This is a genomic window from Comamonas sp. SY3, assembly GCF_041730275.1.
GTDB classification, from domain to species: domain Bacteria; phylum Pseudomonadota; class Gammaproteobacteria; order Burkholderiales; family Burkholderiaceae_C; genus Comamonas; species Comamonas sediminis.
In genome coordinates, this window is record NZ_JBGTYN010000015.1 from 14,264 (window position 1) to 40,150 (window position 25,887).

Below are 25,887 nucleotides of genomic sequence, written 5' to 3' on the forward strand. Positions count from 1 at the left end.
GGCCTTATTCAATGATGAACAGAGGCTGACCAAATTCCACGGCCTGGCCGTTCTCACCCAGGATCTGCTTGATCGTGCCGGACTTGTCGGCTTCGATCTCATTGAGGATCTTCATCGCTTCAATGATGCACACGGTATCGCCTTCCTTGACCTGGCTGCCCACTTCGACAAAGGCCTTGGCGCCCGGTGCCGACGAGCGGTAGAAAGTACCCACCATCGGCGACTTCACCGTATGGCCTTGCGCTGCAGCCGGAGCTGCCTCGGCCGGCGCAGCGGCTGCAGCAGGCGCTGCCGCTGCCGGGGCCGCAGCGGGCAGCACGGGCGCAGCCATCACTTGCTGCACCACAGCACCGCCGCCCTTCACAATGCGAACCTTGCCTTCTGCTTCGGTGATTTCCAACTCCGATACATTCGACTCGGACACGAGATCGATCAGGGTTTTCAGCTTGCGTAAATCCATGGGAGCTCCAACGGCTAAAAATCAAACAGGGCGCAAATTTACTCCAATTTCGCCCTATTTGACTCAATATCTTCGATTTTTGATCAACGGCAACACTGCCGTCCCGGCTTGCATGCCTTATAGACTTGCCCAATTTTGCAAGTCAGATGCAAGAAGTTGCCCCATTTTACGATGCTGTACGTTACCTTGCCTACCAAATACCACAGTGAACGGTAGGCCGCCGGCAGAATTGCCCAGGTCGCGTGTCAGTTGTGTGCCGCTCAGGCCCGCGATGCCGACGGGGAACGCGAGGGGCAGACGCTGCAAAAAGCGCTGCACTGCAGCATCCTGGTCCACGGCCAGACCCAGAACCTGCCAGCCCTTGCTTTGTTGCGCTGCATAGAATGCGTTGAGCATCGGCAACTCTTCCACACAAGGCGGGCACCAGGTTGCCCAAAAATTAAGCAGCAGCGGCTTGCCCTGGAACGCCTGCATGCGCACCTCGGTCTGGCCACCCGGTGCGGCAAAGGTCTGGTTCCACAGCCCGTCCAGCGCCGGGCTGCTGGGCTCGGAAAGACGGTGGCGCCACCAGGCCCAGCCCGCTCCCGCTGCCAAGGCCGCTGCGGCCACGCCTCCGGTCAGCAGCCGCCTGCGGCCGGCGCTGGCAGGCGGTAATGGCAAGGTTTGCGGGGTATCGACAGGGGGGCGTTCAGGTGTCGGCATCAGGCATCACTCCGTGGCGGGGATCAACAGGCGGCGCACCGCCTCCAGCGAGCCACGCGGGGTGCGCCCCTGCGCATCAGGCTTCAAGGCACCACGCAAGTCATCAAGGTCATAGACCAGGTAGTGCACGCCAATGCTTTCGTTCAGCGGCTTGCAAAAACTGCTGATCGACAAGGCGTCGACGGTCTCGCCGTGGAAACCGTTGATCGACGATACCTCATAGCGCACACCATGGTCAATCAGCGCAATCTCAGCGGATTTGGAGTCATCACAGAACAACTGTATATATATGTCAGACAGCCGCGTGGCGGTGCCATTCCAGACCGCCCCCGCCAGATAGGGCCGGAAGGCCTCCATGCGCTCCATCCACAGTACGGCCAGCTCGCGCAATGCACGCAGTTCGGTGGGTTGGGTGTCACCACAGAACAGCTCGAGGTAGTCGCGCACCGCTGCTTCAAGCAGATCGTTGTCGGGCAGCGCGGTGCGGCCCGGCAGCCCCAGTTGCTTGACGGCGCGCTTCTTGGCCGGCCCCCATTCCAGGCCTTCTTCCACCACCATGCGTGCGGCGGTATTGGCGATTTCCCAGCTTGCATCAGTCTTCATGCATTCCATTGTGTCGGATTTGCGCGGGCTGCGCGGCACTTGCTTGCAATTACGGCCGCCATCAGCGCGGGTTCTGCCTGGGCGCGCCGTAGAATCGATCTCCATGCACATTCATATTCTGGGTATTTGTGGCACCTTCATGGGTGGCGTGGCCGCCTTGGCCCGTGAGGCCGGGCACAAGGTAACGGGCTGCGACAGCGGCGTCTACCCGCCGATGAGCGACCAGCTGCGCGCGCTGGGCATTGAGCTGATCGAAGGCTTTGGCGCCGACCAGCTCGCACTGCAGCCTGACATGTATGTGGTGGGCAATGTGGTCAGCCGGGCCCGCCTGGATGATGGCTCGCCCAAGTTTCCGCTGATGGAAGCCATTCTGGATACCGGCGCCCCGTACACCAGCGGCCCCCAATGGCTGGCCGAGCATGTGCTGCAGGGCCGCCATGTGTTGGCCGTGGCCGGCACCCATGGCAAGACCACGACGACCTCGATGCTCACCTGGATTCTGGAGGCTGCCGGCCTGCAGCCAGGCTTTCTGGTCGGCGGCGTGCCACTGGATTTTGGCGTCTCCGCACGCCTGGGTGCGCCCACCCGGCCCGGCGATGGCGACCCGCGCCCCGTGTTTGTGATCGAGGCCGACGAGTACGACACCGCATTTTTCGACAAGCGCAGCAAGTTTGTGCATTACCGCCCCCGCACGGCCGTGCTGAACAATCTGGAGTTCGACCACGCCGACATCTTTGATGACCTGGCTGCCATTGAGCGCCAGTTCCACCACCTGGTACGCACCGTGCCCGCCAGCGGCCGGGTGGTGGCCAATGGCGTCGAGGAGAGCCTGACCCGCGTGCTGCACCAAGGCTGCTGGAGCGAGGTCGTGCGTTTTGGCGCGGCCATCGACGATATGCGCGCCGAGGGTGACCCGTCGAACTTTGAAGTGTTCTACAAAGATGCGCCCGCCGGTAAGGTGCAGTGGAGCCTGAGCGGTGTGCACAACCAGATGAATGCGCTCGCCGCCATGGCAGCCGCCCAGCATGTGGGCGTGGCGCCCGCAGAGGCAGCCCAAGCCTTATCGCGCTTTCAGAATGTCAAGCGGCGCATGGAACTGCGCGGCAGTGCCGCCGGCATCCAGGTCTATGATGATTTCGCCCACCACCCGACGGCCATCCGCACCACCTTGGATGGCCTGCGCCAGCAGGTGGGTGCGCAAACCCGCATTCTTGCGGTGTTCGAGCCACGCAGCAACACGATGAAGCTCGGCACGATGAAGTCGCAGCTGCCCTGGTCGCTGGAATCGGCCGATCTGGCCTTTTGCCACACCGCCGGCCTGGACTGGGACGCTGCGCAGGCGCTGGCCCCGATGGGCGCACGCGCGCAGACTGCAGGGGACATCGACAGCCTGATCGCCCAGGTGCTGCAGGCAGCCCAGCCGGGCGATGTGATCGTTGGCATGAGCAATGGCGGCTTTGGCGGTATCCAGGACAAACTGCTGAAGGCGCTCGCAGCCCGCCACTGATCGGCCGGCGCGACCGCACTCCCCAAGAAAAAGGCGAGCCTCCGGTGCTCGCCTTGGTCTGGATAGCGGTGTCGCACCAGGCCCGCTGCCCTGCCTCAGACAGCGGCCTCCTGCGCTCGATGGCGTTTTACCAGCCACCGGTAGCCCATGGGCCCCAGCACCACGGCCGCAGCCAGCACCCAGAGGACCATGCAGACCGTGCTGGCCCAAAGAATGGACACATCGCCATTGGTGATGGACAGCGCGCGCCGCAGGTTTTGCTCCATCATCGTGCCCAGAACGACACCCAACACCATCGGCGCCATCGGAACGTGGAGCTTGCGCAGCAGGTAACCGACCACGCCGATCGCGACCACCGCCATCAGGTCGAAGGTCGTGGCACTGATGGCGTAGACACCAATGAAGCTGATCGCCAGGATGCCCGGCACCAGCAGCCAGCCGGGGATGGACAGCATCGCGGCAAACACCCGCACCATCGGGATGTTCATCACCAGCAGCATCACATTGGCAATCAGCAGTGAGGCAATCAGACCCCAGACCAGCGCGGGCTGCTGCTCAAACAGCACCGGCCCGGGCGTGATGTTGTAGAGCGTGAGCGCGCCCATCATCACCGCCGTCGTACCCGAGCCGGGCACGCCCAGGGTGAGCATCGGAATGAAGGAGCCGGTCGCTGCACTGTTGTTGGCCGCCTCGGGTGCAGCCAGGCCGCGCATATCCCCCTGGCCGAATTTGGCGTCCGGGTCCTTGTCTTCTATATAGCGCTTCTCGTTGGCGTAGGCCACGGCCGATGCGACGCTGGCGCCAGCGCCGGGCAGCACGCCGAGCACAAAACCGAGCAGACTGCCCCGTGCAGTGCTGCCCGAGGTCAAACGCAGCTCACGCAGATTGAAAAGTTTGCGTTGGCTCGGCGGCACTTCGACGCTTTGGCCCGACAGCTTGTTCTCCAGCATCTGCAGCATTTCAGCGACGGCAAACAAGCCAATGACGACCACGACAAAATCCAGGCCATCGGTCAGGTGCGGAATTCCGAAGGTGTAGCGGTAAACGCCCGAGTTGGCATCCACGCCGATCGTCGCGATCGACAGGCCGATGGCAGCCGCCAAAACGCCTTTGACAGGCTGCTCACCCAGCAGGCTGGTCAGCGCACAAAAGGCAAACACCATCAGGACAAAATACTCTGCCGGACCAAAGGCCAACGCCCACTGCGCCAGAAAGGGCGCAAACGCCGCGATGCCGACGATCGCGATGAGCGAGCCGACAAAGGAGGACCAGGCCGACAGCGACAAGGCCACGCTTCCCAGACCCTGCCGCGCCAGCGGATAGCCATCCAAAGTCGTCATCACCGCTGCGGCCTCGCCCGGCACATTGATCAGAATCGACGTGATCCGGCCCCCATATTCAGCACCCACATAGACTGCGGCGAGCAAGATCAACGCGGTATCTGCCGGCAGGCCCATGGCAAAGGCGATCGGCACCAGCATCGCCACACCATTGGTGGGACCCAGGCCGGGCAGCACCCCAACGATGGTGCCAAAAAAGGAGCCGATCAGTGCGACCAGCAGGTTGGTACCTGAAAAGGCAACGCCAAAACCCAGCGACAGGTTGTCCAGCATCGAACTCATAACAGGCCCTCCAACCAGCCCAGCGGCAGCACGACGTCCAGCACGCGGTCAAAAAGAAAATAGAAAAGCAGGCTCAGGCTGGCGCCGCCGATGCCGCACTGCATCCAACTGCCGCCGAAGAGCCGGCCCACGCAAGCGGCCGTGACAGCCGTTGCCACGACAAAGCCGACGACCTGGAACAACCCGGCATACACCACCACGAGCACCACCATCCAGGCGATGCGCATGTTGGCGCCCAACGGGTTAGGCGCTGCCGGGTTGCCGCCCTTAACGACCAGGCGCAGACCGCACAGCGCAATCACGGCCGCCAGCAACAGCGGAAACGCCCGTGGGCCCACGGGCTCGTAGGCAAAAGGCGCCTCTAGTCCACGCCCAAACCATGCCAAGAAAGCAGATAGCAGCAGTGCTGCCACGCCAAGAACGCGATCATTGAGAACCATCGATATATCTCCGGATGAGTGGCGGCCGCGAACACCTGTCGCTGCGCCGCGAGGGGTAAGAGCCCCTGCCTGCGGCCCCGTGCCGAAGCAAGACCATTGCGCCGCCCTATAGGACAAGGCCTTACTTGAGCAGATCGAACGAGCGGGCCAATTCGCTGTAATGCCGTGTGCGGTCTTTCACATAAGCCTCCAGCTCGGCGCCGGTTTTATTGAAAGGCATGAGCCCCAGCTGTGCCTGGGCTTTGCCGAACTCCGGGGTGGCCATGGCCTTGTCAAAGGCTTGCTGCCACCAGCGGTAATCTGCATCCGACACTTTGGGGCCCACATAGAAGCCACGGATGATGGGCCATTCAATGTTGAAGCCCTGCTCTGCCGCGGTGGGTACCTGGGCAAGCGCACCGGGCAAACGTTCCGAGTGGTAGACCGCGAGCACCCGGATCGGAGCGCCCCCTTCCAGCATCGTGACGGCCTCTGCCGCATCGCCCATGAAGGCCTGGATATGGCCACCCCGCAATGCGGTCACCGCTTCGCCGCCGCCTTCGAAGGCGACAAAGCGCATCTTCTTGTAATCGACGCCGGCGGCACGGGCGGTCAGCGCGGCCTTCATCCAGTCCTGGCTGCCGATGGAGCCACCGGCGCCCAGCACGATCTTCGCAGGGTCCGCCTTGAAAGCAGCCATCAGGCTCGGGAGATCCTGGTAAGGTGAATCCGCGCGCACCATCGCTACGCCATAATCGGCGCCGACGGTGGCCAGCCAGCGCACATCCTCGACGCTGTACTTGCCAAATTTTCCCTGTGCCAGGTTGAGCAGTGAACCACTGGAGAACGCCGCGATGGCTCCACCATCGGCAGGACGCTGGGTGATGATGCTGTTGTAGGCCACCGCACCGATGCCGCCCGGCATGTAGACGATGCGCATGGGCCGCTGCAGCGCTTTGGACTCGCGCATGCCGGTCTGCGCCAGGCGGCAGGTCAGATCAAATCCACCGCCGGGCTGGGCCGGGGCAATGCACTCCGGACGGCGGGGCTCGGTCTGCGCCATCGCGGGCGCCACCGTGCCCGCTGCAAGGGCGGCACTGGTGAAGAGGCGCAAGGCCTGGCCTGATAAACGGCTGGTAAACATATGCTGTGTCTCCTGAACTGGAATGAACGCTTGAGCGCCGTTGCTGCGGTACCGGTCACGACACGCAGGACGGACGGCACGCGAAACCTTGCCTGGCAAAGGAATCACCCTCAAGGTAGACAAAGACTAAACAGATATGGCTTTCAATAGCCTTTCATTTTGGGGTTATTCCTAGGTCTGCTGCCGCCCGTGGCAATCGGAAGCGGCAATGCAAACCCAGCTTCCCCTGGGCATCGTGTCCATTGCTCAACGTCAACTCCGCGCCATGCATGCCTGCAATGGCCTGCACAATGGCGAGCCCCAGCCCTGCGCCTTGTTGGTGCTTTCCAGCCGCGCCACGCCGGAAGCGGCTGCCGGCCCGTTCCCTGTCGTGATCGCTCATCCCCCCGCCACTGTCGATGACGACCAGGCTGATCGATGTGGCATGGCCGATTACCTGCAAGGTGACCTGGCCATGCCTGGGTGTGTAGCGAATCGCGTTATCCACCAGGTTGCTGATGGCTTCGCGCAGCAGCCATTCCACAGACAGCAGCCGGCGCTCCTGGCCGTCTGCAAAACCGTTCAGCTCCAGCCCCAGGTCAATCTGCTTGGCACGTGCCAGCGGCCACAGCGTCGCGACGACCTCTTCCGCCAGCACCACGACATCGACATGGGCAAACTGCGACCGGAGACTGTTGGCCGCCCCGGCATCCCGCGCGCGCGCCAGCGCCAGCATCTGCTGGGTCAGGCGTTCAGCATGTCCTAGACCGTCCTGCATCGCATGCAATGCAGCACGTATCTCGGCCGGGTCTCGCTCACGCAATGCATAGCCCATCTGTGTGCGCAGCAGCGCCAGCGGTGTCCGCAGTTGGTGAGAGGCATCATCCAGAAACTGCCGCTGGGCGGCGGCGCTGTGCGCATAGCGCTCCACCAGGAGGTTCAGCGATTGCACCAGTGGCCGCACTTCTGCCGGCAAGCTGGCGGCGTCGATAGGCGACAGGTCATCCCAGGCACGCGCATCGAGACGCTGGCGCAGGTGCTTCAAAGGCCTGAGTGCGCGCACCACACCAGCGACCAGCAGCACCACACTGATGGCGACCAGCAGCATGTCGCGCAGGATGGCATTCGCCACCATGCGCCTCTCCACCAGCGCGCGCTGCTGAAGATTTTCTGCCACCTGCACGATGATGCGGCCCTGCGGGTTGCCAGACACCGGCGGGTTTGCGAGGCGTGCCCAGGCGGCCACGCGAATCGGCTCGCCCAGGTACATGGCGTCATAGAACTGGGGCACATCGGGTTCCAGTTCGCCATCAGGCAAAGGCAGTCCAGGATTGCCAATTTCGACCAGCCCGTCCTCGGTCGCGACCCGAAAGTAGACCCGGCCATTGACGGTCAACTCGAAGAATTCCAACAACAAATAGGGCTGCTCCACACTGAGGCCGCCGCTGGCCGTGGAGATGTTGTAGTTGATCGCGCGCAGTGCACCGGCCAGCGCGCGGTCATAGGCCTCATCGACCTGGGTGCGCTGGCTGTAGACAGACCACAGCAGACTGCCGCCCATGCCCACCAGCAAGCCCGGCACCAGCCACATCAGCAGCGCAGCCTTGAGAGACTGCGTGCCCCACTGCGCCAGCTCAAGAAAATCCGCCTTCTGCCAGATCATGCTTGCGGCATGGCAGCGCTGGCCACCAAGCGGCTGTGCACTTCTTCAAGGCAGTAGCCCATTCCTCGCAATGTGACAATCTGAACGCCACGGCCAACGAGCTTCTTGCGCAGCCGAAACACCAGGACCTCAATGACCTGGAGATTCACATCGCGGTCTCCGTTGAACACGCGGTCCAAAATACTCTGCTTGCCCACCGGCTCCCCGCTGCGCTGTATCAGGGCCAGCAGCACCGCATGCTCTCGCGGCGTCAGCGGCAGGGTCTCCCCGCCCATCGAAAAGCGCTGCGCTGCCACATCGAACAGCAAAGGTCCACAGGACAGCCGGGGATGGGCCCGCCCCCGGCTGCGACGCACCAGCGCCTGCAGGCGCGCCTCCAATTCATCAAGCAGGCAGGGCTTGGCCAGAAAGTCGTCAGCGCCGTTTTTCAGCGTGCCTACGCGCTCGGTCAAGGAATCACGCGCGGTCAGCACAATCACCGGCGTGCGGTCATCGCGCCCGCGCATGCGCTCCAACACGGTACGGCCGTCCATGCCGGGCAGACCCAGATCGAGCACCACGGCATCAAAATCCTCCTGCTGCAGGCGCAGATCGGCCATCCGCCCATCGCCTGCCCAGTCCACGAGGATGCCGGACTGCTGCGCCAAGCTCCTGGCTAGCCAATGCGCCAGGTCTTGTTCATCCTCCACCAACAGTATTCGCATCGGCTTTTCTCCCAGTGCCATTGACCAGATGACACTGCTGATGCGAATGACACCCTCTCCAGCCCCATTGATAGCGGCTGTTTAACGATGCATTCTCCACAATAGAAAAAACCTGCTTTAGATAAGCAGGTTTTTTTGGACACACCAGCGGGCGTTGGCCCCGCTTTTGCACGTCAGCGCATACCGGACACCCGAGGCCTCAAAACGAGGCCGTCATCGCCTTGGTGTTCACCACCACCGTGGGGCGGCCTACCGCACCCACGCTGGCACGGGCAAACTGGGCCAGCCACTGGGCATCGCCCAGCAACTGCGCGCCGGCCGCCTTGGCAACGACGACGACCTTGTCGACGATCAGCACCTTGCCACTGGCGCGCAATGGCTCGCAGTCCATGCGCAGAAATTCCTGGTCCAGCCAGCGGCGGCCCTCCTCGTTGGACATCGCCTCGTCACTGTCAAAGCCATGGACAAACTCTTGTCCATCCTCGAGCAGAACCCGTACCTCATTGCGCATGACAATCCCTTGTTGATGGTGCTGAGGGGCAAGCAACGGCCCCCAAAGTCGCCAGCTTACACCGTTGCAGCGGCGGTCTCCTCGGTGTTTGCGCGCACCCGGCGGGCCTGCACGGCGTCGGACAGCTCAGCCAGGGTAGCCAACGAATCGTCCCAGCCCAGGCAGGCGTCGGTGATGCTCTTGCCGTATTCCAGGCTGTCCGGGTCGTTCTTGCCCGGGGTGAACTTTTGCGCACCAGCCTGCAGGTGGCTCTCGATCATCACGCCAAACACACTGCGCGAGCCGCCTTCGATCTGCTGCGCGATATCACGCGCGACCTCTTTTTGCTTCTCGTGCTGCTTGCTGCTGTTGGCATGGCTGCAGTCGACCATCAAAGTCGCGGGCAGGTGTGCGGCCTCCAGATCCTTGCAGGCCGCAGCGACGTGGGCGGCATCGTAATTGGGCGTCTTGCCGCCACGCAGAATCACGTGGCAGTTCGTATTGCCCTTGGTGTGCACGATGGCGACCTGGCCATTCTTGTGCACCGACAGGAAGTGGTGCGGGCGGCTGGCCGACTGGATCGCATCGGTGGCGATGCGGATATTGCCATCGGTGCCATTCTTGAAACCCACCGGTGCCGAGATGCCCGAGGCCAGCTCGCGGTGCACCTGGCTTTCGGTGGTGCGCGCGCCAATCGCACCCCAGCTGATCAGGTCACCAATGTACTGGGGCGAGATCATGTCCAGGAACTCGCTGCCGGCCGGGACGCCCTGGCGGTTGATCTCGATCAGCAGCTGGCGCGCAATGCGCAGGCCTTCGTCGATGCGGTAGCTCTCGTCGAGGTAGGGGTCGTTGATCAGGCCCTTCCAGCCGACCGTGGTGCGGGGCTTTTCGAAGTAGACCCGCATGACGATCTCCAACGTGCCTTCGTACTGCTTGCGCACGGCCTTGAGGCGGCGGGCGTATTCCAGCGCAGCCTGCGGATCATGGATCGAGCAAGGGCCGATGATGACCAGCAGGCGGTCATCGGTGCCGGACATGATGTTGTGGATGTTTTGGCGGGTGTTGCTGATCAGCGATTCAACGGGCGTTCCGTTGATGGGGAAGAAGCGGATCAGATGCTCGGGTGGCGGCAGCACAGTAATGTCCTTGATACGTTGGTCGTCGGTTTGGCTGGTTTTCTCGACACCGCGATACCAAGCATCGCTTGTGGGTTGGGCTTGCTGAGTCATCTGAGGATCCTGAATGTGTGGGTGGTTTATGCAACAAAAAACCGCCGGGCTTTGCAGCTTCGGCGGTTGTCTGGGAGGTTTAGGTGCTCGCGCGCTCTTAGACCTCTCGTCCGCCTGGGACAGAGAACCAAAAGTAAAAGGTAAAAGCGCTACGTGCTTGCATGTTTTTCAATGTACCACATCCGCAGGCAGCGTAATTCATCATTCTGTACAAAACGCACAAAAATTGCAAAAATCCCGATTTCCACATTGAAATCACATCAATATATTACCGATTTGTCGTTATACGCAGTTTTATTGCAACCCTCAGAAAGACACGCTGAAGAAAGATGTCTAAAAACAAACGCCTGCGCGGCAGAAGCCGCGCAGGCGCTGGGTTGCATCTGGCTTTTAGCCGCAGACCATCAAGCGGCTGGCGTGGGCCATCAGGCCGTACCGCCGACTGTCAAACCGTCGATGCGCATGGTCGGCTGGCCCACGCCGACTGGCACACTCTGGCCTTCCTTGCCGCAGGTGCCCACGCCACTGTCAAGGCGCATGTCGTTGCCGATCATGCTGACATGCTTGAGGCACTCGGGGCCGCTGCCCACAATGGTGGCGCCCTTGACCGGGTACTGGATCTTGCCGTTTTCCACCCAGTAGGCTTCGCTGGCCGAGAACACAAACTTGCCGCTGGTGATGTCGACCTGGCCGCCACCAAAATTGGTCGCGTACAAGCCCTTTTTCATCGACGCGATGATCTCCTGCGGGTCTTTGTCGCCCCCGAGCATGTAGGTATTGGTCATGCGCGGCATGGGGATGTGGGCATAGCTCTCGCGCCGGCCGTTGCCTGTCGGCTTGACCTTCATCAGGCGTGCATTCATCGCATCCTGGATATAGCCCTTCAGAATGCCATCCTCGATCAGCACATTGCGCTGCGTGGGCTGGCCTTCGTCGTCCACATTGAGCGAGCCGCGGCGGTCGGCGATCGTGCCGTCGTCCAGCACCGTCACGCCCTTGGCCGCCACGCGCTGGCCGATCATGCCGCTGAAGGCGCTCGAGCCCTTGCGGTTGAAGTCACCTTCAAGGCCATGGCCCACCGCCTCATGCAGCAGCACGCCGGGCCAGCCCGGGCCCAGTACCACGGTCATCACACCGGCAGGCGCAGGGCGCGATTCCAGGTTGACCAGCGCCGCCTTGACGGCCTCGTCGACATACTGCTGCACCAGCGCGTCGTCAAAATAGGCCAGACCGAAACGGCCACCGCCGCCGGCCGAGCCCACTTCACGGCGGCTCTTGCTCTCGGCAATCACCGTGACCGACAGGCGTACCAGCGGGCGCACATCGGCCGCCAGGGTGCCATCGGCACGGGCCACCAGCACCACATCGTGCTCGGCTGCCAGGCCGGCCATCACCTGCTTGACACGCGGGTCCTTGGCGCGGGCCAGCTTCTCGACCTTCTCCAGCAAGGCCACCTTGGCGTTGCTGTCGAGGCTGGCAATCGGGTCCAGATCCGGGTAGAGCGAGCGGCTCAGTGCAATCTTCCTGCCCGGCACACGCACTTGGCGCGACTGGCTTTGCGCGCCAATGCTGCGCACCGTATGGGCGGCGTCCAACAGCGACGCCAGCGAGATGTCATCCGAATAGGCAAAGGCCGTCTTCTCCCCGGCGACGGCACGCACGCCCACACCTTGGTCGATCGAGAAGGAGCCCGTCTTGACAATGCCCTCTTCCAGGCTCCAGCCTTCGGCCCGGGTGTACTGGAAGTACAGGTCTGCATCGTCCACCTTGTGGGCGCGGATGTCCGCCAGCGCACGCGTGAGGTGGCTTTCATCGAGACCAAAGGGTGTCAGCAGCAGGCTGCGCGCCATCTCCAGTCGTTGTTCGGTGGAAGCCGCCAGCGGCTGGGCCACAGCAAGGTCAAAAGGTGCATTCATAACGGAGATTTTAGGGCTTGCGCAATGGCCGTGGGCCCATGCGTTGATTTGTGGCGGTCAGCAACGCAGCCGCTGCCTCCCCAGCATCTGCGGCTGACGGGGGTATTTTCAATGGCGGAGCCCCTGGCAACGCTGCCCAAAGGGGCTCACAGGCGCGGCGCCTGCTCCCGCGCCAACTGGCGCTGCGATCTGGCGACCGACATCAGGATGCCCAGCGCCAGCCCCAGGGTGACCATGGCCGTGCCCCCGTAGCTGACGAAGGGCAAGGGGACGCCCACCACCGGCAGGATGCCACTGACCATGCCCATGTTGACAAAGGCATAGGTGAAAAAGATCATCGCCACCGCACCGGCCATCAGGCGGCCAAACAAGGTCGGCGCGCGCATCGCAATGGCCAGCCCGCGCCAGACCAGCAGCAGAAAGAAAAAGATCAGCAGCAGGTTGCCGGCAAGACCGAACTCTTCGGAAAACGCAGCGAAGATGAAGTCGGTGGTGCGCTCGGGAATGAACTCCAGATGGGTCTGCGTGCCTGCCATGAAACCCTTGCCCATGAAGCCCCCCGAGCCAATCGCGATCATCCCCTGGATGATGTGAAAGCCCTTGCCCAGCGGATCCCGGGTCGGGTCCAGCAAGGTGCAGATGCGTTGCCGCTGGTATTCATGCAGCACCACCAGGTCCATGCCGTCTTCGCACAGGTGGTGGCCATAGATGGCGATCAGCAGCAGCCCGACCACGCCCACCAGCACCGGCGGGATGATCAGCTTCCACGACAGGCCGGCAAAATAGATCACCGCCAGGCCGGCGGCCATGACCAGCAAAGAAGTCCCCAAATCCGGCTGTTTCATGATCAGCCCAACGGGAATGATGAGAATCGCAAACGCGACGACAAAGTCGGCCGGGCGCAAGGCCCCTTCGCGGCGCTGGAACCACCAGGCCAGCATCAGCGGCATCGCAATCTTCAGCAGCTCACTGGGCTGGATGACAATGCCCAGGTTCACCCAGCGCTGCGCGCCTTTCTTGGTGATACCGAACAGGGCCACCGCAACCAGCAACGCAACGCCCAAGCCATACAACGGCAACGCAAAGCTGGCCAGCCGGTGCGGAGGGATCTGCGAGACCACCAGCAGGATGCCCAGCGCCAGCAGCATGTTGCGGCCATGGTCGGAAAAGCGGCTGCCATGGTCGAATCCGGCGGAATACATGGCCGTCAGTCCGATGGCGGCCAGCATGCCGATGATGAAGATCAGTGGCCAGTCATAACCGCGCAGCATCGGCAACAGACGCTGGAACAGATTCGGTTTATCAAGAACTTCGGACATGGCCGCCATTATCCCTGCTTGGCACAGAACGCCCGAAAGCGCTAGCGGTAAAGACCGGTTTTACATGTGTCACCCGAACCACATCAATTCAACAAAACAACTAAGGTTGTCAATGCCTTAGCGGTGGCGGTCTGCGCGCTATCATTTGTGCATGACGACCACCCACTTGCTCTATCTGCACGGCTTTCGCTCCTCCCCCCAATCGGCCAAGGCCCAGCGCCTGCAGCGCCATATAGAAGACACCCGCCCGCATGTCGTGTGGTGCGCACCACAGCTGCCCCCTTCGCCCCGGCAGGCAGCCGATCTGCTGCTGGAGACCACCCGCAGCTGGGCCGGCCTGCCTCCCGAGAGCCTGGCAGTCGTCGGCTCCTCGCTCGGCGGCTTCTATGCCAGCTGGGTGGCCCAGCAGTTGCGCTGCAAGAGCGTGATGATCAACCCGTCGACAACGCCCTGGGTCACGCTCGAGCAGCACTTGGGCGAGCAAACCGCCTGGCACAAGCCCGAGGAATCTTTCTTCTTCCGTCCGGAATACCTGGACGAGCTGCAGGCGCTGAATGTCGGCGGCCAGCCCCCCGCTGCTGCCCAGCTGCTGATCGCTGCGATGGGCGACGAGGTGCTGCACTGGCAGGACATGGTGGCGCGCTACCCTGCCGCACAGCTGCTGCTGGACGAGGGCAGCGACCACGCGCTGTCCAACTTTGAGAGCTACCTGCCGCAGATCGACAAGTTCCTGGGCTGGTAAAACCCGCGCCGGCTGGCCCGCCCGCAGGGGGCCGGCCAGAACCCCCACGCAAAAAAACCTGCGGCCGCGCCCCGGGACCATCCCGCATGGGAAAATGCGCGGCTATGTATGCACTGTTCGACGACGCTGGCAAATTTCTGGCCGGCCGTATCCTCTCCGAAGCTGAAAGCTCTGCACAAATTGAACTGGACTCCGGCAAACGGGTCAAGGTCAAGGCCGCGAACCTGCTTCTCAAATTTGACAAGCCCACGCCTGCCGAGCTGATCGCACAGGCGCAAACCCTATCGGACGACATCGACCCCCAGCTCGCCTGGGAATTTGCGCCCGAGCAGGAGTTTGGCTTTGCCGACCTGGCACGCGACTACTTCTCCGAGAACGCCTCGATCACCGAACAGGTGGCCGCGCTCTTCAAACTGTTCGAGGCACCGCACTACTTCCGCCGCGCGGGCAAGGGCCGCTTCAAGAAGGCGCCGGCCGAGATCGTGCAGCAAGCGCTGGCCGCGATCGAGAAAAAGGCCCAGCTCCAGGCGCAGATCGACGCCTGGGCGGTCGAGCTCGTCAATGGCCAGTGCCCGGCCCCGGTGCAGCAGCAGCTCTACAAGATTCTGTTCCGCCCCGACAAGAACGCGCCGGAGTACAAGGCGGTCGTCGAGGCCAGCCGCAAGGCGCAGCTGGCACCGCTGGCGCTGCTGCAAAAGGCCGGCGCTATCGATTCGTCCTACCAGTTCCACTGGCAGCGCTTCCTGTTTGACAACTTTCCCAAGGGCACGGGCTTTCCCGCGGTCACGGCGCCGCTGCCACCGGCCGATTTGCCGCTGGCCACGGTGGAGGCCTACTCCATCGACGATTCGGCCACGACCGAAATCGACGATGCGCTGTCGGTACAGGGCCTGGGCTCTGGCCAGGTGATCGTCGGCGTGCACATTGCCGCGCCTGGTCTGGCGATCGAGCCCGGCTCGGCGCTCGACCACCTGGGCCGCAGTCGCTACTCCACCGTCTACATGCCGGGCTACAAGGTCACGATGCTGCCCGACGAAGTGGTGCAGATCTACACGCTGGATGAAGGCCGCGCCAACCCGGCAGTGTCGCTCTACGTCACCTATGACGAAGCAACGCTGGAAGTGCTGAACAAGGAAACGCGCCTGGAGCGCGTGCCCGTCGTCACCAACTTCCGCTACGACAAGCTCGACCATATCGCCACCGAAGCCTGGCTGACCGATCCGGCGCTGCAGGTCGAAGACACGCCCCAGTCCCTGCTGGACAAGCGCGCCGAGCTGAGCTTTCTCTACCGCCTCTCGCGCCACCTCAAGGCCGGCCGCGAAGAGGTGCGCGGCAAGCCCGAGAACTTCAACCGCCCCGACTACAACTTCCGCCTGCAAGGCCATGGCGACCAGGTGCCCGACGGCACCGAGACCGTGCAGATCTCCGTGCGCAAGCGCGGCGCACCGCTCGATTTGATCGTGGCGGAAGCAGCCATCGTCGCCAACAGCAGCTGGGGCCAGTTGCTGGCCGACTATGGTGTGCCCGGTATCTACCGCAGCCAGGCCAGTCTGGCACCGGGCATCAAGGTGCGCATGTCCACTAAGGCGCTGCCGCACGCGGGCATTGGCGTCAAGAGCTATGTCTGGGCCACCTCGCCGCTGCGCCGCTACACCGACCTGGTCAACCAGTGGCAAATCATCGCCTGTGCCCGCCACGGCGCCACCGCTGCCCTGGTTGCACCGTTCAAGCCCAAGGATGCGGAGCTGTTCTCGATCATCAGCGGCTTTGACGCCGCCTACAGTGCCTACAACGGCTACCAGGCCGGCATGGAGCGCTACTGGACCCTGAAGTACCTGACCCAGAACCACATCAGTGACCTCACCGCAACAGTTATGAAGGAAGGCCCGGCGGGCAGCATGCTGGTGCGCGCAGATGAACTACCATTAGTGTTTCCGGTGCTGGGTGCGCAGAGTCTGCCGCGTGGTGCCCAGGTCCGGGTCAAGCTCGGCGAGATCGACGAGATCACGCTGGATGTGACAGGAACGGTGCTGGAGAGACTGGACGACGAACAGGCCAACCAGGCCGAGACAGAGTCGCCAGAAGACGAGGAGGAGGCTGTGGCTGGGCCCATCGCAATCGCGGTGGACATGAGCGACGGTGAGGACGCGGCGACCACAAAAACCGATTAACCCGGAACCGTGAAGTTTTTGCAATTTCTTCGATCGCTGTCCACGCTGCAACTGGCGCTGGCCGTGTCTGTGCTGGTGCACGCTGCCATCCTGAGCATCCGCTTTGTCGACCCCCAGGCCTTTGACCGGGTGTTCGAGGACACCCCGCTCGAAGTGATTCTGGTCAACGCCAAGTCCAATGACGCGCCGCCTGACAAGGCCCAGGCCGTCGCCCAGGCCAACCTGGCCGGCGGCGGCGAATCGGCCAACAGCCAGGAGCGCGCCACCAGCCCCATGCCCTACTCGGCCATCACCAACATGGGGGATGACTTTGAAGAGCGCCAGCGCCAGCTCGATGCGATGCAGGCGCAGCAGATGCAGCTGCTCGCCGACCTGCGCAACCAGCTGGCCCAGTACCAGCCGCCTGATACGCGCAAGGCCAGCGCAACGCAGGCCGACATCGAGCAGGAAGAAAAGCACAAGCAGCTGCTCAAGATGCTGGCCGAGATCGAAAAGCGCATCCACGAAGAAAACGCCCGCCCCAAGAAGCGCTACATCAGCCCCGCCACGCGCGAAGAGGTGTTTGCCATCTACTACGACCAGCTGCGCCGCAAGGTCGAGGACCGGGGTACCAGCAATTTCCCCGAAGCCGGTGGCCGCAAGCTTTATGGCGAGCTGGTGATGATCATGACCGTCAACCATGACGGCCGCGTGCTGGGCACCGAGGTCTACAAAAGCTCGGGCAACCAGCAGCTGGACCGCCGGGCCGAGGCCATTGCCGTCAGCAGCGGGCCTTTTGGCCACTTCGGGCCCGCGCTGCGCGCCAAGGCCGACCAGATTGCCGTGGTCTCCAAATTCCGCTTCACCCGCGAGCAGACATTGGAAACGGCCAATTTGCAGTAAAGTGGCAGGCGCTTGAGCGGCATCCTGACAGGCGTCGACAGGTCGCCACGGTATCCCCAAGCGCATGCCCTTTTTATGCGATGCGCGGCCAGCGTCCTCAATGCGCAGCCGCCATGGCCCAGGCCCCTACCACCATGCCCCTTCCAGACCGCTATTGCGTGATGGGCAACCCGATTGCTCACAGCCGCTCCCCCCGCATCCACACGCTGTTTGCACAGCTGACCGACCAGGCGCTGGTCTATGAGGCCGAGCTGGTGGCGCTGGACGGATTTGACGCGGCCCTGCGCCAGCTAGTGCAAACAGGCACCCGCGGCATGAATGTGACCGTGCCCTTCAAGCTGGACGCCGCACGCCTGGCCGACAGCCGCAGCGACCGGGTGCGCCGCGCGGGCGCGGCCAACACCTTGGTGGTCGGCGCCGATGGCCGCGTCCATGCGGACAACACCGATGGCCTGGGCCTGGTGGCCGACATCGTGCGCAATGCGGGTGTGACACTGGCCGGCCAGCGCGTGCTGCTGCTGGGCGCCGGCGGCGCCGCTGCCGGTGCGCTGGCACCGCTGATCGCCCAGGCACCGGCGCTGCTCGTGGTCTGCAACCGCACCCATGCCAAGGCCCAGGATCTGGTGGCCCAGCATGCCGACCTGGTCGAGGACTCGGCCACCCAGTTGCTGGCGCTGGAAGCCGGCGCACTCAAAGGCCACTTCGATGTGGTGATCAACGCCACTGCCAGCAGCCTGCAGGGCGCGGCCATTCCGGTGGCTGGCCATGTGCTGCGCCCCGGCGCGCTGGCCTACGACATGATGTACGGCCCCGCTGCCCAGCCCTTTTTGCAATGGGCCGCGCAACACGGTGCCCAGGGCCGCGATGGCCTGGGCATGCTGGTCGAGCAGGCGGCCGAAGCCTTTGCGCTGTGGCGCGGCGTGCGCCCTCCGTCGCAGCCCGTGCTGGCGCAGCTGCGCAGCGAACTGGACGCCCACTGAGCGCAAGCGCCGATGCCCACCCGCTTTCTTCCCGGCAGGCCCCATCCATGAAAGCGATTGCGCGCTGGATCGGATGGGCGCTGCTGCTGGGCATCGCGCTGCAGCTGTTCTTCATCGCACGCATCGCGGTGATGGCCAGCGTGGATCCGGCCTCCACCGCCTTCGAGCGCAGCGAGGCCTGGCGCCAGCTGCGCCAGGACGGGCAGCTGCACTGGCGCCAGCAATGGCGGCCTTTGGCGCAGATATCGCAAAACCTGCAGCGCGCCGTGATCGCTTCCGAAGACGACGACTTTGTCAACCACGACGGCGTGCTCTGGGATGCGATTGAAAAGGCCCGCGCGCGCAATGCCAAGGCCATGGAGCGCGCCGAGCAGCGCCAGGAAAAAGCGGTGGCGCGCGCCCAGGCCCAGGCTGAGCGGCGCGGTGAGGCTTTTGACCCGAGCTCGGTGCAAGCGGGCCCGCCGGTCAAGATCATGGGCGGCTCCACCATCACCCAGCAGCTGGCCAAGAACCTGCTGCTGTCGTCCGAGCGCAGCCTGCTGCGCAAAGGCCAGGAGCTGCTGCTGACCTACAGCCTGGAGTTCCTGCTGACCAAGCAGCGCATTCTGGAGCTGTACCTGAACCATGCCGAATGGGGCGATGGCATCTTTGGCGCCGAGGCCGCTGCGCAGCGCTACTTTGGCAAATCGGCCGCCCAGTTGAATGCTTACGAGGCAGCGCGCCTGGCCGTCATGCTGCCCAACCCTAAGGGCGCGGACAAGAACCCCAACTCCGCCTACCTGAACCGCCGCACCGCCACCATTGCTGCACGCATGCGCTATGCTGAGCTCCCCTGACCGGCGACACCTTCGCTACCCCTTTTGAACCGCATGAGAATCCTTGGTATCGATCCTGGCCTGCAGACCACCGGCTTTGGCGTCATCGACGTCGATGGCCAGCGCCTGTCCTATGTGGCCAGCGGCACCATACGCACCACCACGCTGAACCTGGGCGACCTGCCCGGCCGCTTGAAAATGATCTTTGACGGTATCTGCGAAGTCAGCCAGCGCTACCAGCCGGACATGGCCTCGGTGGAAATCGTGTTCGTCAATGTCAATCCCCAATCGACCCTGCTGCTGGGCCAGGCCCGGGGCTGCGCGCTGACGGCGCTGGTGTCGCAAAACCTGCCGGTTGCCGAGTACACGGCGCTGCAGATGAAAAAGGCCGTGGTCGGCCATGGCCGTGCCGCCAAGAACCAGATCCAGGAGATGGTGCGCCGCCTGCTGCAGCTGCCGGGCCTGCCCGGCACCGATGCGGCCGATGCGCTGGGCCTGGCCATTACCCACGCCCATGCCGGGCTGGCGATGGCGCGCGTGGCCGAGGCCAGCCCCCTGCAGCGCCGCCAGCACGCGATGTACAAGGCCGGGCGCAGCTACTAGCGGACACGGCCCCAGCCAGAGCGGCCCGGCAACCCTCACCGCCCGCAGCGCGCAGGCAAAAAAAAAACCTGTGCATCGCTAGCGTGCACAGGTCTGGCCGGCTACAGGCTCCTTATGCGTGGATCCGTGCGCTCCGTGAAGCAGCGCTCGGCATAAGGTGCAACCACCAAAGTAAGCTTTGGAGTAAGGCGCCCTCTAAAGGTTCGTTGATGGCGCCATGCAAACCCTCAATTATCGCGACTTCGCAGCGCCTCAATAACCATTGATGACAATATTGGCGATCAACCCGGTGCCAATGGCGATCAGCAGGTAGTCACCGCCATACTGGATCCATTGGTAGCCACGGGGTGGTGCACTGAGGCGGTGGCCGCGCCAGTCACCGACAACATAGCTGTAGCCCCTGTATGGAGCTGGCACATAGCCGCCGCGGTACCAGTCGTTGCGCGGACCTACGCCACGGCCACGGTCTGGAACGACCACGACGCGGGGAGGCGGACGGTGGTCATGGCGGTAGTCCCGGCGCTGCTCATGGTAGCGGCGGTCCCGCTCCCGTTCGCGCTCCCAGCGGCGGTGATCGCCGTGGCCACGGCGGTCATCGCGCTGGTAATGGCGGTCACCATGGCGGCCATCAGGCTGGGCCTGTACGGGCGCACTGAAGGCCAGCGCACCGGCCAATGCCAGGGCCAGGCTGCCCAGGCCCGCCAGGCGGCTGAAACGGCTTTGGTGGTTGATCATGACGGAATCCTTTCAGGTGAACCAGCAGTGGCTGGTGCGAGCGGCAAGGTGCCCCCATGGAGGTTTAACGCCCTTCAGCGCGCCACCGTTTACCCGCCGAAGGGCGTACGGGCACCGCCGGCTTCCTTTGTAAAGTTGGGGGGGACGGGGAAAACCGCATGGGCAGACGGCTGGGGCGGGAATGCACGCGCCTGCTGCCGCCCGGGGTTTACCGCACTTTACCTGTCGCGCACCTGCAAAAAACGGCGTGCGGCCTCAGACCATGCGGCCCATAAAGAGCACAGCAAAGAAGGCCAGGCCCGCGACGACGGTCCATTTGATCAGCAGCAGCGACCACTGCCGGTAGCGGCGCTGGCCCGTGCCCAGGTAAAAGCAAAAGCTGAGGGCCGCTAGCAGCACCAGCAGCATGAAGACCCAGCGGAACAGCAGCATCGGTGCCAGCCGCCTTACCAGGCCAGCGCAGATTGCGCGAAGCCCTGCGGGGCTTCACGCACATGGTCGAAGGTGACGATGTCCCAGGCATCCTGGCGCTGCATCAGCTCGCGCAGCAGCAGGTTGTTGAGGCCATGGCCCGAGCGGAACGCGCTGTAGGCGGCCAGCAAGGGATAGCCCACGATGTACAGGTCACCAATGGCATCGAGGATCTTGTGTTTGACGAACTCGTCGTCATAGCGCAAGCCGTCGCTGTTGAGCACCTTGTAATCGTCCATCACGATGGCATTGTCCAGGCCACCGCCCAGCGCCAGACCGTTGGAGCGCAGCATCTCCACATCCTTGGTAAAACCAAAGGTGCGGGCCCGGGCGATATCGCGGCTGTAGTTGCCGATGCCCAGGTCGAACTCATAGGTCTGGCCGGTGGAATCCACCGCCGGGTGCGAGAAATCGATCTCGAAGCGCAGCTTGTAGCCATGGTAGGGGTCCAGGCGCGCCCACTTTTCGGCAGCGCCCTCGCCCTGGCGGATCTCGACCGGCTTGGTCAGCCGCAAAAAGCGCTTGGGCGCATTCTGCAGCTCAATGCCGGCGCTCTGCAGCAAAAACACAAAGGAGGCGGACGAGCCGTCGAGAATCGGGATCTCCTCGGCCGTCACGTCGATATAGAGGTTGTCGATGCCCAGGCCGGCGCAGGCCGACATCACATGCTCGACCGTATGGATGCGCACATCGCCCTTGCCCAGGGTCGAAGCCATACGGGTGTCCACCACCGCTTCGGCGTTGACCGGGATATCCACCGGCTCGGGCAGGTCGACCCGGCGAAACACAATGCCCGTATTGGGCTGGGCAGGGCGCAGGGTGAGCTCGACCCGCTGGCCGCTGTGCAGGCCCACGCCGACGGCACGGGTTAAAGACTTGATGGTTCGTTGCTGGAGCATAACTTGTTGATTTTACGCCGTACGTCCACTCGGGACGCGTAAATATGCCAATCACCCAGATAGCGCAAGCCTTGTAGGACAAACACTTGCCTTGTCGGCCAATCTGTGCACAAAGCCGCCCATGCAGTAACTGCCACGGCAGGCGGCGGACAGCGAACAACCACGCAGCCCTATAAGAACCTGTTCAAACACTGTCGCGGCGCGAGAAGACTTTAAACCGGTTTTAAATAACAACGCGCTGAACCCCCGAAAGGTTTCAGCGCGTCGTATTCAAAGCCGGTCCATCTCACCATCTGGACCGGCTTTTGCGAAAGCCCTGCAAGACGATCAATCCGCCTGCTTGCGCAGGAAGGCAGGGATCTCCAGGTCTTCCATCCCGCTCGACGACATCGCATCGACGCGGGCCGAAGCCGCATTGCGGCCCGTGCGCCAGACCGATGGGGTCTTCTTGTCGGCAAAGTCGTTGGCAAAGGCATTGCCCATCGGCACGGCATTTTGCACACCCAGGCCCGAGACGGGGCTGTTGACCGACTGGGGCGTGTAGGCGATATCGTCGGTACCGGTACGCAGACCGGCGCTGCCCTGGATCACCGAGATCGGCTGGCGCTTGGCCACAGGACGCGACAGGCCAGTGGCCAGCACAGTCACGCGGATCTCGTCGCCCAGCGTCTCGTCGTAAGCCGCACCGAAGATCACGTGCGACTCTGGCGAGGCGTAGGCATTGATGGTGCTCATCGCCTGGCGCGATTCGGCCAGCTTCAGGCTGCCCTTGGTTGCGGTCACCAGCACCAGGATGCCCTTGGCACCCGACAGATCGATGCCTTCCAGCAGTGGGCAGGCAACGGCTTGTTCCGCAGCGATGCGTGCACGGTCCGGGCCGCTGGCCGTTGCCGTACCCATCATCGCCTTGCCGGGCTCGCTCATCACGGTCTTCACGTCGGCAAAGTCGACGTTGATGTAGCCGTGGTCGTTGATGATCTCGGAGATGCCGCCCACGGCGTTCTTCAGCACATCGTTGGCATGCGCAAAGGCCTGGTCCTGGGTGATGTCATCACCCAGCACATCGAGCAGCTTTTCGTTGAGCACCACGATCAGCGAGTCGACATTGGCCTCGAGCTCGCTCAGGCCGCCATCGGCATTGGACATGCGGCGCTTGCCTTCCCATTCGAAAGGCTTGGTCACCACGCCCACGGTCAGGATGCCCATCTCCTTGGCCACGCGAGCGATCACCGGCGCAGCGCCGGTGCCGGTGCCACCACCCATGCCGGCAGTGATGAACAGCATGTGCGAGCCCACGATCGCAGCGCGGATGTCTTCGATCGCGGATTCGGCAGCCTCGCGGCCGTTCTCAGGCTTGCTGCCCGCGCCCAGGCCGGTTTCACCCAGCTGGATCACGCGGTGGGCATGGCAACGCTCCAGCGCTTGCGCATCGGTGTTGGCCGAAATGAATTCGACACCTTGCACGCTGTTGGCGATCATGTGCTCGACCGCATTGCCGCCACCGCCACCGACGCCGATCACCTTGATCTGGGTGCCTTGGTTGAATGTGTTGCCTTCATACATTTCGATGGTCATTGCCTGCTCCTCTCGCTCTCGCGTCAACATGAGAAAAATGGGTTACGAATAATTCACTCTTTAATGAACATTGGTTGCTTGGTGGCCCTTTAGGTCTCCAAGGGTCATACCCTTTGAGCCTTGAAGGGCTGCTTTGCGCCAGCCAACAAGTGGTGTCATGCATGGTTAAAAGTTCCCCACAATAAAGTCCTTCAAACGCCCAAATGCCGATTTCACCGAACCGGACTTCTGGGCCACCTTGTAGCCACGCATGCGGGCCATGCGGGCCTCTTCCAGCAGGCCCATGACGGTGGCAGCACGGGGCTGCGCCACCATCTCGGCCAGGGTGCCGGAATACTTCGGAATGCCGCGCCGCACCGGCTTGAGGAAGATGTCTTCCCCCAGCTCGACCATGCCCGGCATCACCGCGCTGCCGCCGGTGAGCACAATGCCCGACGACAGCACCTCCTCATAACCAGACTCGCGGATGACTTGCTGCACCAGCGAGAAAATTTCTTCGACGCGCGGCTCGATCACGCCCGCCAGCGCCTGCTTGCTCAACAGGCGCGGGCCCCGGTCACCCAGACCGGGCACATCCACCTGCGTATCGGGATCGGCCAGCAGCTGCTTGGCGCAGCCGCTCTCGACCTTGATGTCCTCGGCATCCTTGGTCGGCGTGCGCAGCGCCATCGCGATGTCGCTGGTGATCAGGTCACCGGCAATCGGGATCACCGCCGTATGGCGGATCGCGCCACCGGTGAAGATCGACACATCGGTGGTGCCCGCGCCGATATCGACCACGGCCACACCCAGTTCGCGCTCGTCATCGGTCAGCACCGCCTGGCTGGAGGCCAGCGGGTTGAGCAGCAGCTGCTCCACCTCCAGGCCGCAGCGGCGTACGCATTTGATGATGTTCTCGGCTGCGCTCTGCGCGCCGGTCACGATGTGGATCTTGGACTCCAGGCGCAGCCCGCTCATGCCGATGGGCTCGCGCACATCCTGGCCGTCGATCGCGAACTCCTGCGGCTCCACCAGCAGCAGGCGCTGGTCCGAAGGGATGTTGATCGCCTTGGCGGTGTCCAGCACGCGTGCCACATCGGCGGCCGAGACTTCCTTGTCCTTGACGGCCACCATGCCGCTGGAATTGATGCCCCGGATATGGCTGCCGGTGATGCCGGTGTAGACCCGCTGGATGTTCAGGTCGGCCATCAGCTCGGCCTCCTTGAGCGCCTGCTGGATGCTCTGCACCGTGGCATCGATGTTCACCACCACACCGCGCTTGAGCCCGTTGCTGGGCGCAACGCCCAGCCCGGCCAGCTTGAGCTCGCCATTGCCCAGCACCTCGGCGACGACCACCATGATCTTGGCGGTGCCGATGTCCAGGCCGACTACCACGTCTTTGCTATCTCGCGCCATAGTCAGTTGCCCTCGCTGATCAAGTGATTGGTATGGTTCATGTTTCGCATCTCTGTGTTCTATTTTTTGACTGGCGCCCGGCCCGATGTCGGGGTGCCCGTGGTCACCCCCTGCATGCGTACCGCATAGCCCCCGGCATGGCGCAGATCCGCCGACGTCAGCGATGCCACGCTGCGCCTGTAGGTACCGGTGACTTCAGGCAAAGATTCAACAAATTTACGTACCCGCTCGCTCAGGACCTCCTCCCGGCCCTGGCCCATCTCGATGACCGCGCCGGACTGCAAGGTGGCCTTCCAGCTGCCGCTGTTCGACTCCGCCAGCGCCACCAGCGCGTTGTCCAGCTTGGCGTAGATCGGCGCCAGCGCCCGGAACATGGCCAGCACCTCTTGCGAGCGCCCGGCCGGGCCCGACAGGTGCGGCAGATGCAGCAGATCCGGGTCGGTGGAATCGCCTTCGAACATCTGGCCTTCGCTGTTGAGCAGCCGGGACTCGCCTTCGGCGCCCCAGATTGCGGCCGCGTCCTGCTCGGTGATCGTCACCGCCAAGGTGCTCGGAAACTCGCGCTTGATCCGCGCCTGGCGCACCCAGGGCGCCTGCTCGAAGATGCGGCGTGTCTCATCCAGGTCCATCGTGAAGAAGTTGCCCTTGAGCGATGGCATCACATTGGCCTGCAGCGACACCGCGCTGTTGTGCTCCATCTCGCCCTGCACCACGATGCGTGCAATGCTCAGCGCCGGATGGTGGATGGCCCAGCGCACCCCTGCCAGCACCAGCAACGCGCCGCAGCCGAGGAACAATGCCGTGGCCAGCATGTTCATCAGCTTGACGTCGAAGGGGACTGGCATGGTCTGCTCCATGG

25 protein-coding genes are annotated in these 25,887 nt (G+C 63.3%); 7 read left to right on the top strand and 18 right to left on the bottom strand.

Going from position 1 to position 25,887, the window contains the following annotated elements; genetic code table 11:
* Positions 1–4 precede the first annotated feature (4 nt).
* The 3 genes from accB to ACCQ08_RS17405 all read right to left on the bottom strand — a co-directional run bounded on the left by accB (position 5) and on the right by ACCQ08_RS17405 (position 1,765).
* Complete coding sequence (gene accB / locus ACCQ08_RS17395; protein ID WP_239810704.1) at positions 5–460, bottom strand: acetyl-CoA carboxylase biotin carboxyl carrier protein; 456 nt, start codon at positions 458–460, stop codon at positions 5–7.
* 117 nt (positions 461–577) lie between these two features.
* Positions 578–1,054, bottom strand: a complete 477-nt coding sequence (locus tag ACCQ08_RS17400) for a TlpA disulfide reductase family protein (RefSeq protein ID WP_312417397.1) — start codon at positions 1,052–1,054, stop codon at positions 578–580.
* A 114-nt stretch (positions 1,055–1,168) separates the two neighbouring features.
* Positions 1,169–1,765 (bottom strand): hypothetical protein, encoded by a 597-nt coding sequence (locus ACCQ08_RS17405; RefSeq protein ID WP_239810702.1) that lies wholly within the window; start codon positions 1,763–1,765, stop codon positions 1,169–1,171.
* A gap of 103 nt (positions 1,766–1,868) precedes the next feature.
* Between ACCQ08_RS17405 and mpl the strand changes: the two genes are divergently transcribed.
* Positions 1,869–3,272: a UDP-N-acetylmuramate:L-alanyl-gamma-D-glutamyl-meso-diaminopimelate ligase gene (mpl, locus tag ACCQ08_RS17410; protein WP_373450513.1), complete on the top strand. Its 1,404-nt coding sequence runs from the start codon at positions 1,869–1,871 to the stop codon at positions 3,270–3,272.
* Between the two features lie 95 nt (positions 3,273–3,367).
* On the opposite strand, the gene ACCQ08_RS17415 is transcribed toward mpl, so the two are convergent.
* The 9 genes from ACCQ08_RS17415 to rodA form a co-directional block, all read right to left on the bottom strand.
* Positions 3,368–4,894, bottom strand: coding sequence for a tripartite tricarboxylate transporter permease (locus ACCQ08_RS17415; protein ID WP_373450514.1), 1,527 nt, complete (start codon positions 4,892–4,894; stop codon positions 3,368–3,370).
* On the bottom strand, positions 4,891–5,334 hold the full coding sequence (locus tag ACCQ08_RS17420; protein WP_373450515.1) for a tripartite tricarboxylate transporter TctB family protein: 444 nt from the start codon (positions 5,332–5,334) through the stop codon (positions 4,891–4,893). The genes ACCQ08_RS17415 and ACCQ08_RS17420 overlap by 4 nt, the downstream gene beginning before the upstream one ends.
* A 121-nt stretch (positions 5,335–5,455) precedes the next feature.
* Positions 5,456–6,457: a Bug family tripartite tricarboxylate transporter substrate binding protein gene (locus tag ACCQ08_RS17425; RefSeq protein ID WP_373450516.1), complete on the bottom strand. Its 1,002-nt coding sequence runs from the start codon at positions 6,455–6,457 to the stop codon at positions 5,456–5,458.
* A 154-nt stretch (positions 6,458–6,611) separates the two neighbouring features.
* Positions 6,612–8,099 carry a sensor histidine kinase N-terminal domain-containing protein gene (locus ACCQ08_RS17430; RefSeq protein WP_373450517.1) on the bottom strand — a complete coding sequence of 496 codons (1,488 nt, stop codon included), beginning with the start codon at positions 8,097–8,099 and terminating at the stop codon, positions 6,612–6,614.
* On the bottom strand, positions 8,096–8,803 hold the full coding sequence (locus tag ACCQ08_RS17435) for a response regulator (RefSeq protein ID WP_373450518.1): 708 nt from the start codon (positions 8,801–8,803) through the stop codon (positions 8,096–8,098). The genes ACCQ08_RS17430 and ACCQ08_RS17435 overlap by 4 nt, the downstream gene beginning before the upstream one ends.
* Before the next feature lie 199 nt (positions 8,804–9,002).
* Positions 9,003–9,314 carry a hypothetical protein gene (locus ACCQ08_RS17440; RefSeq protein ID WP_239810696.1) on the bottom strand — a complete coding sequence of 104 codons (312 nt, stop codon included), beginning with the start codon at positions 9,312–9,314 and terminating at the stop codon, positions 9,003–9,005.
* Between the two features lie 56 nt (positions 9,315–9,370).
* Positions 9,371–10,525 carry a 3-deoxy-7-phosphoheptulonate synthase gene (locus ACCQ08_RS17445; RefSeq protein ID WP_373450519.1) on the bottom strand — a complete coding sequence of 385 codons (1,155 nt, stop codon included), beginning with the start codon at positions 10,523–10,525 and terminating at the stop codon, positions 9,371–9,373.
* A gap of 425 nt (positions 10,526–10,950) precedes the next feature.
* Positions 10,951–12,441: a metalloprotease TldD gene (gene tldD, locus ACCQ08_RS17450; protein WP_239810694.1), complete on the bottom strand. Its 1,491-nt coding sequence runs from the start codon at positions 12,439–12,441 to the stop codon at positions 10,951–10,953.
* Positions 12,442–12,587: 146 nt separating this feature from the next.
* Positions 12,588–13,760, bottom strand: coding sequence for a rod shape-determining protein RodA (gene rodA, locus ACCQ08_RS17455; protein ID WP_239810693.1), 1,173 nt, complete (start codon positions 13,758–13,760; stop codon positions 12,588–12,590).
* Between the two features lie 151 nt (positions 13,761–13,911).
* Here rodA and ACCQ08_RS17460 point away from each other — a divergent pair, with 151 nt between their 5' ends.
* The 6 genes from ACCQ08_RS17460 to ruvC all read left to right on the top strand — a co-directional run bounded on the left by ACCQ08_RS17460 (position 13,912) and on the right by ruvC (position 19,953).
* Positions 13,912–14,502 (top strand): YqiA/YcfP family alpha/beta fold hydrolase, encoded by a 591-nt coding sequence (locus ACCQ08_RS17460; protein ID WP_239810692.1) that lies wholly within the window; start codon positions 13,912–13,914, stop codon positions 14,500–14,502.
* Positions 14,503–14,606: 104 nt separating this feature from the next.
* The gene (locus ACCQ08_RS17465; protein ID WP_239810691.1) at positions 14,607–16,673 is read left to right on the top strand and encodes a ribonuclease catalytic domain-containing protein; all 2,067 of its coding nucleotides are present in this window, start codon (positions 14,607–14,609) and stop codon (positions 16,671–16,673) included.
* A 9-nt stretch (positions 16,674–16,682) separates the two neighbouring features.
* Complete coding sequence (locus tag ACCQ08_RS17470) at positions 16,683–17,555, top strand: energy transducer TonB (RefSeq protein WP_239810690.1); 873 nt, start codon at positions 16,683–16,685, stop codon at positions 17,553–17,555.
* 134 nt (positions 17,556–17,689) lie between these two features.
* Positions 17,690–18,535, top strand: coding sequence for a shikimate dehydrogenase (aroE, locus tag ACCQ08_RS17475; protein ID WP_373450520.1), 846 nt, complete (start codon positions 17,690–17,692; stop codon positions 18,533–18,535).
* Positions 18,536–18,582: 47 nt separating this feature from the next.
* The gene (locus ACCQ08_RS17480) at positions 18,583–19,371 is read left to right on the top strand and encodes a transglycosylase domain-containing protein (RefSeq protein WP_312529275.1); all 789 of its coding nucleotides are present in this window, start codon (positions 18,583–18,585) and stop codon (positions 19,369–19,371) included.
* Between the two features lie 33 nt (positions 19,372–19,404).
* Positions 19,405–19,953 carry a crossover junction endodeoxyribonuclease RuvC gene (gene ruvC / locus ACCQ08_RS17485; RefSeq protein WP_230770451.1) on the top strand — a complete coding sequence of 183 codons (549 nt, stop codon included), beginning with the start codon at positions 19,405–19,407 and terminating at the stop codon, positions 19,951–19,953.
* 252 nt (positions 19,954–20,205) lie between these two features.
* Here ruvC and ACCQ08_RS17490 read toward each other — a convergent pair whose 3' ends face one another.
* The 6 genes from ACCQ08_RS17490 to ACCQ08_RS17515 all read right to left on the bottom strand — a co-directional run bounded on the left by ACCQ08_RS17490 (position 20,206) and on the right by ACCQ08_RS17515 (position 25,873).
* Complete coding sequence (locus ACCQ08_RS17490; RefSeq protein ID WP_312417419.1) at positions 20,206–20,688, bottom strand: RcnB family protein; 483 nt, start codon at positions 20,686–20,688, stop codon at positions 20,206–20,208.
* Positions 20,689–20,943: 255 nt separating this feature from the next.
* The gene (locus ACCQ08_RS17495; protein WP_373450521.1) at positions 20,944–21,120 is read right to left on the bottom strand and encodes a hypothetical protein; all 177 of its coding nucleotides are present in this window, start codon (positions 21,118–21,120) and stop codon (positions 20,944–20,946) included.
* 14 nt (positions 21,121–21,134) lie between these two features.
* A complete protein-coding gene (gene lpxC, locus ACCQ08_RS17500) occupies positions 21,135–22,058 on the bottom strand; it encodes a UDP-3-O-acyl-N-acetylglucosamine deacetylase (protein WP_182325531.1) in 924 nt (307 codons plus the stop codon).
* 327 nt (positions 22,059–22,385) lie between these two features.
* The gene (gene ftsZ / locus ACCQ08_RS17505) at positions 22,386–23,633 is read right to left on the bottom strand and encodes a cell division protein FtsZ (protein WP_021026171.1); all 1,248 of its coding nucleotides are present in this window, start codon (positions 23,631–23,633) and stop codon (positions 22,386–22,388) included.
* 165 nt (positions 23,634–23,798) lie between these two features.
* Positions 23,799–25,028, bottom strand: coding sequence for a cell division protein FtsA (gene ftsA / locus ACCQ08_RS17510; RefSeq protein ID WP_230770449.1), 1,230 nt, complete (start codon positions 25,026–25,028; stop codon positions 23,799–23,801).
* A 59-nt stretch (positions 25,029–25,087) separates the two neighbouring features.
* Positions 25,088–25,873, bottom strand: coding sequence for a cell division protein FtsQ/DivIB (locus ACCQ08_RS17515; protein WP_239810684.1), 786 nt, complete (start codon positions 25,871–25,873; stop codon positions 25,088–25,090).
* Positions 25,874–25,887 lie beyond the last annotated feature (14 nt).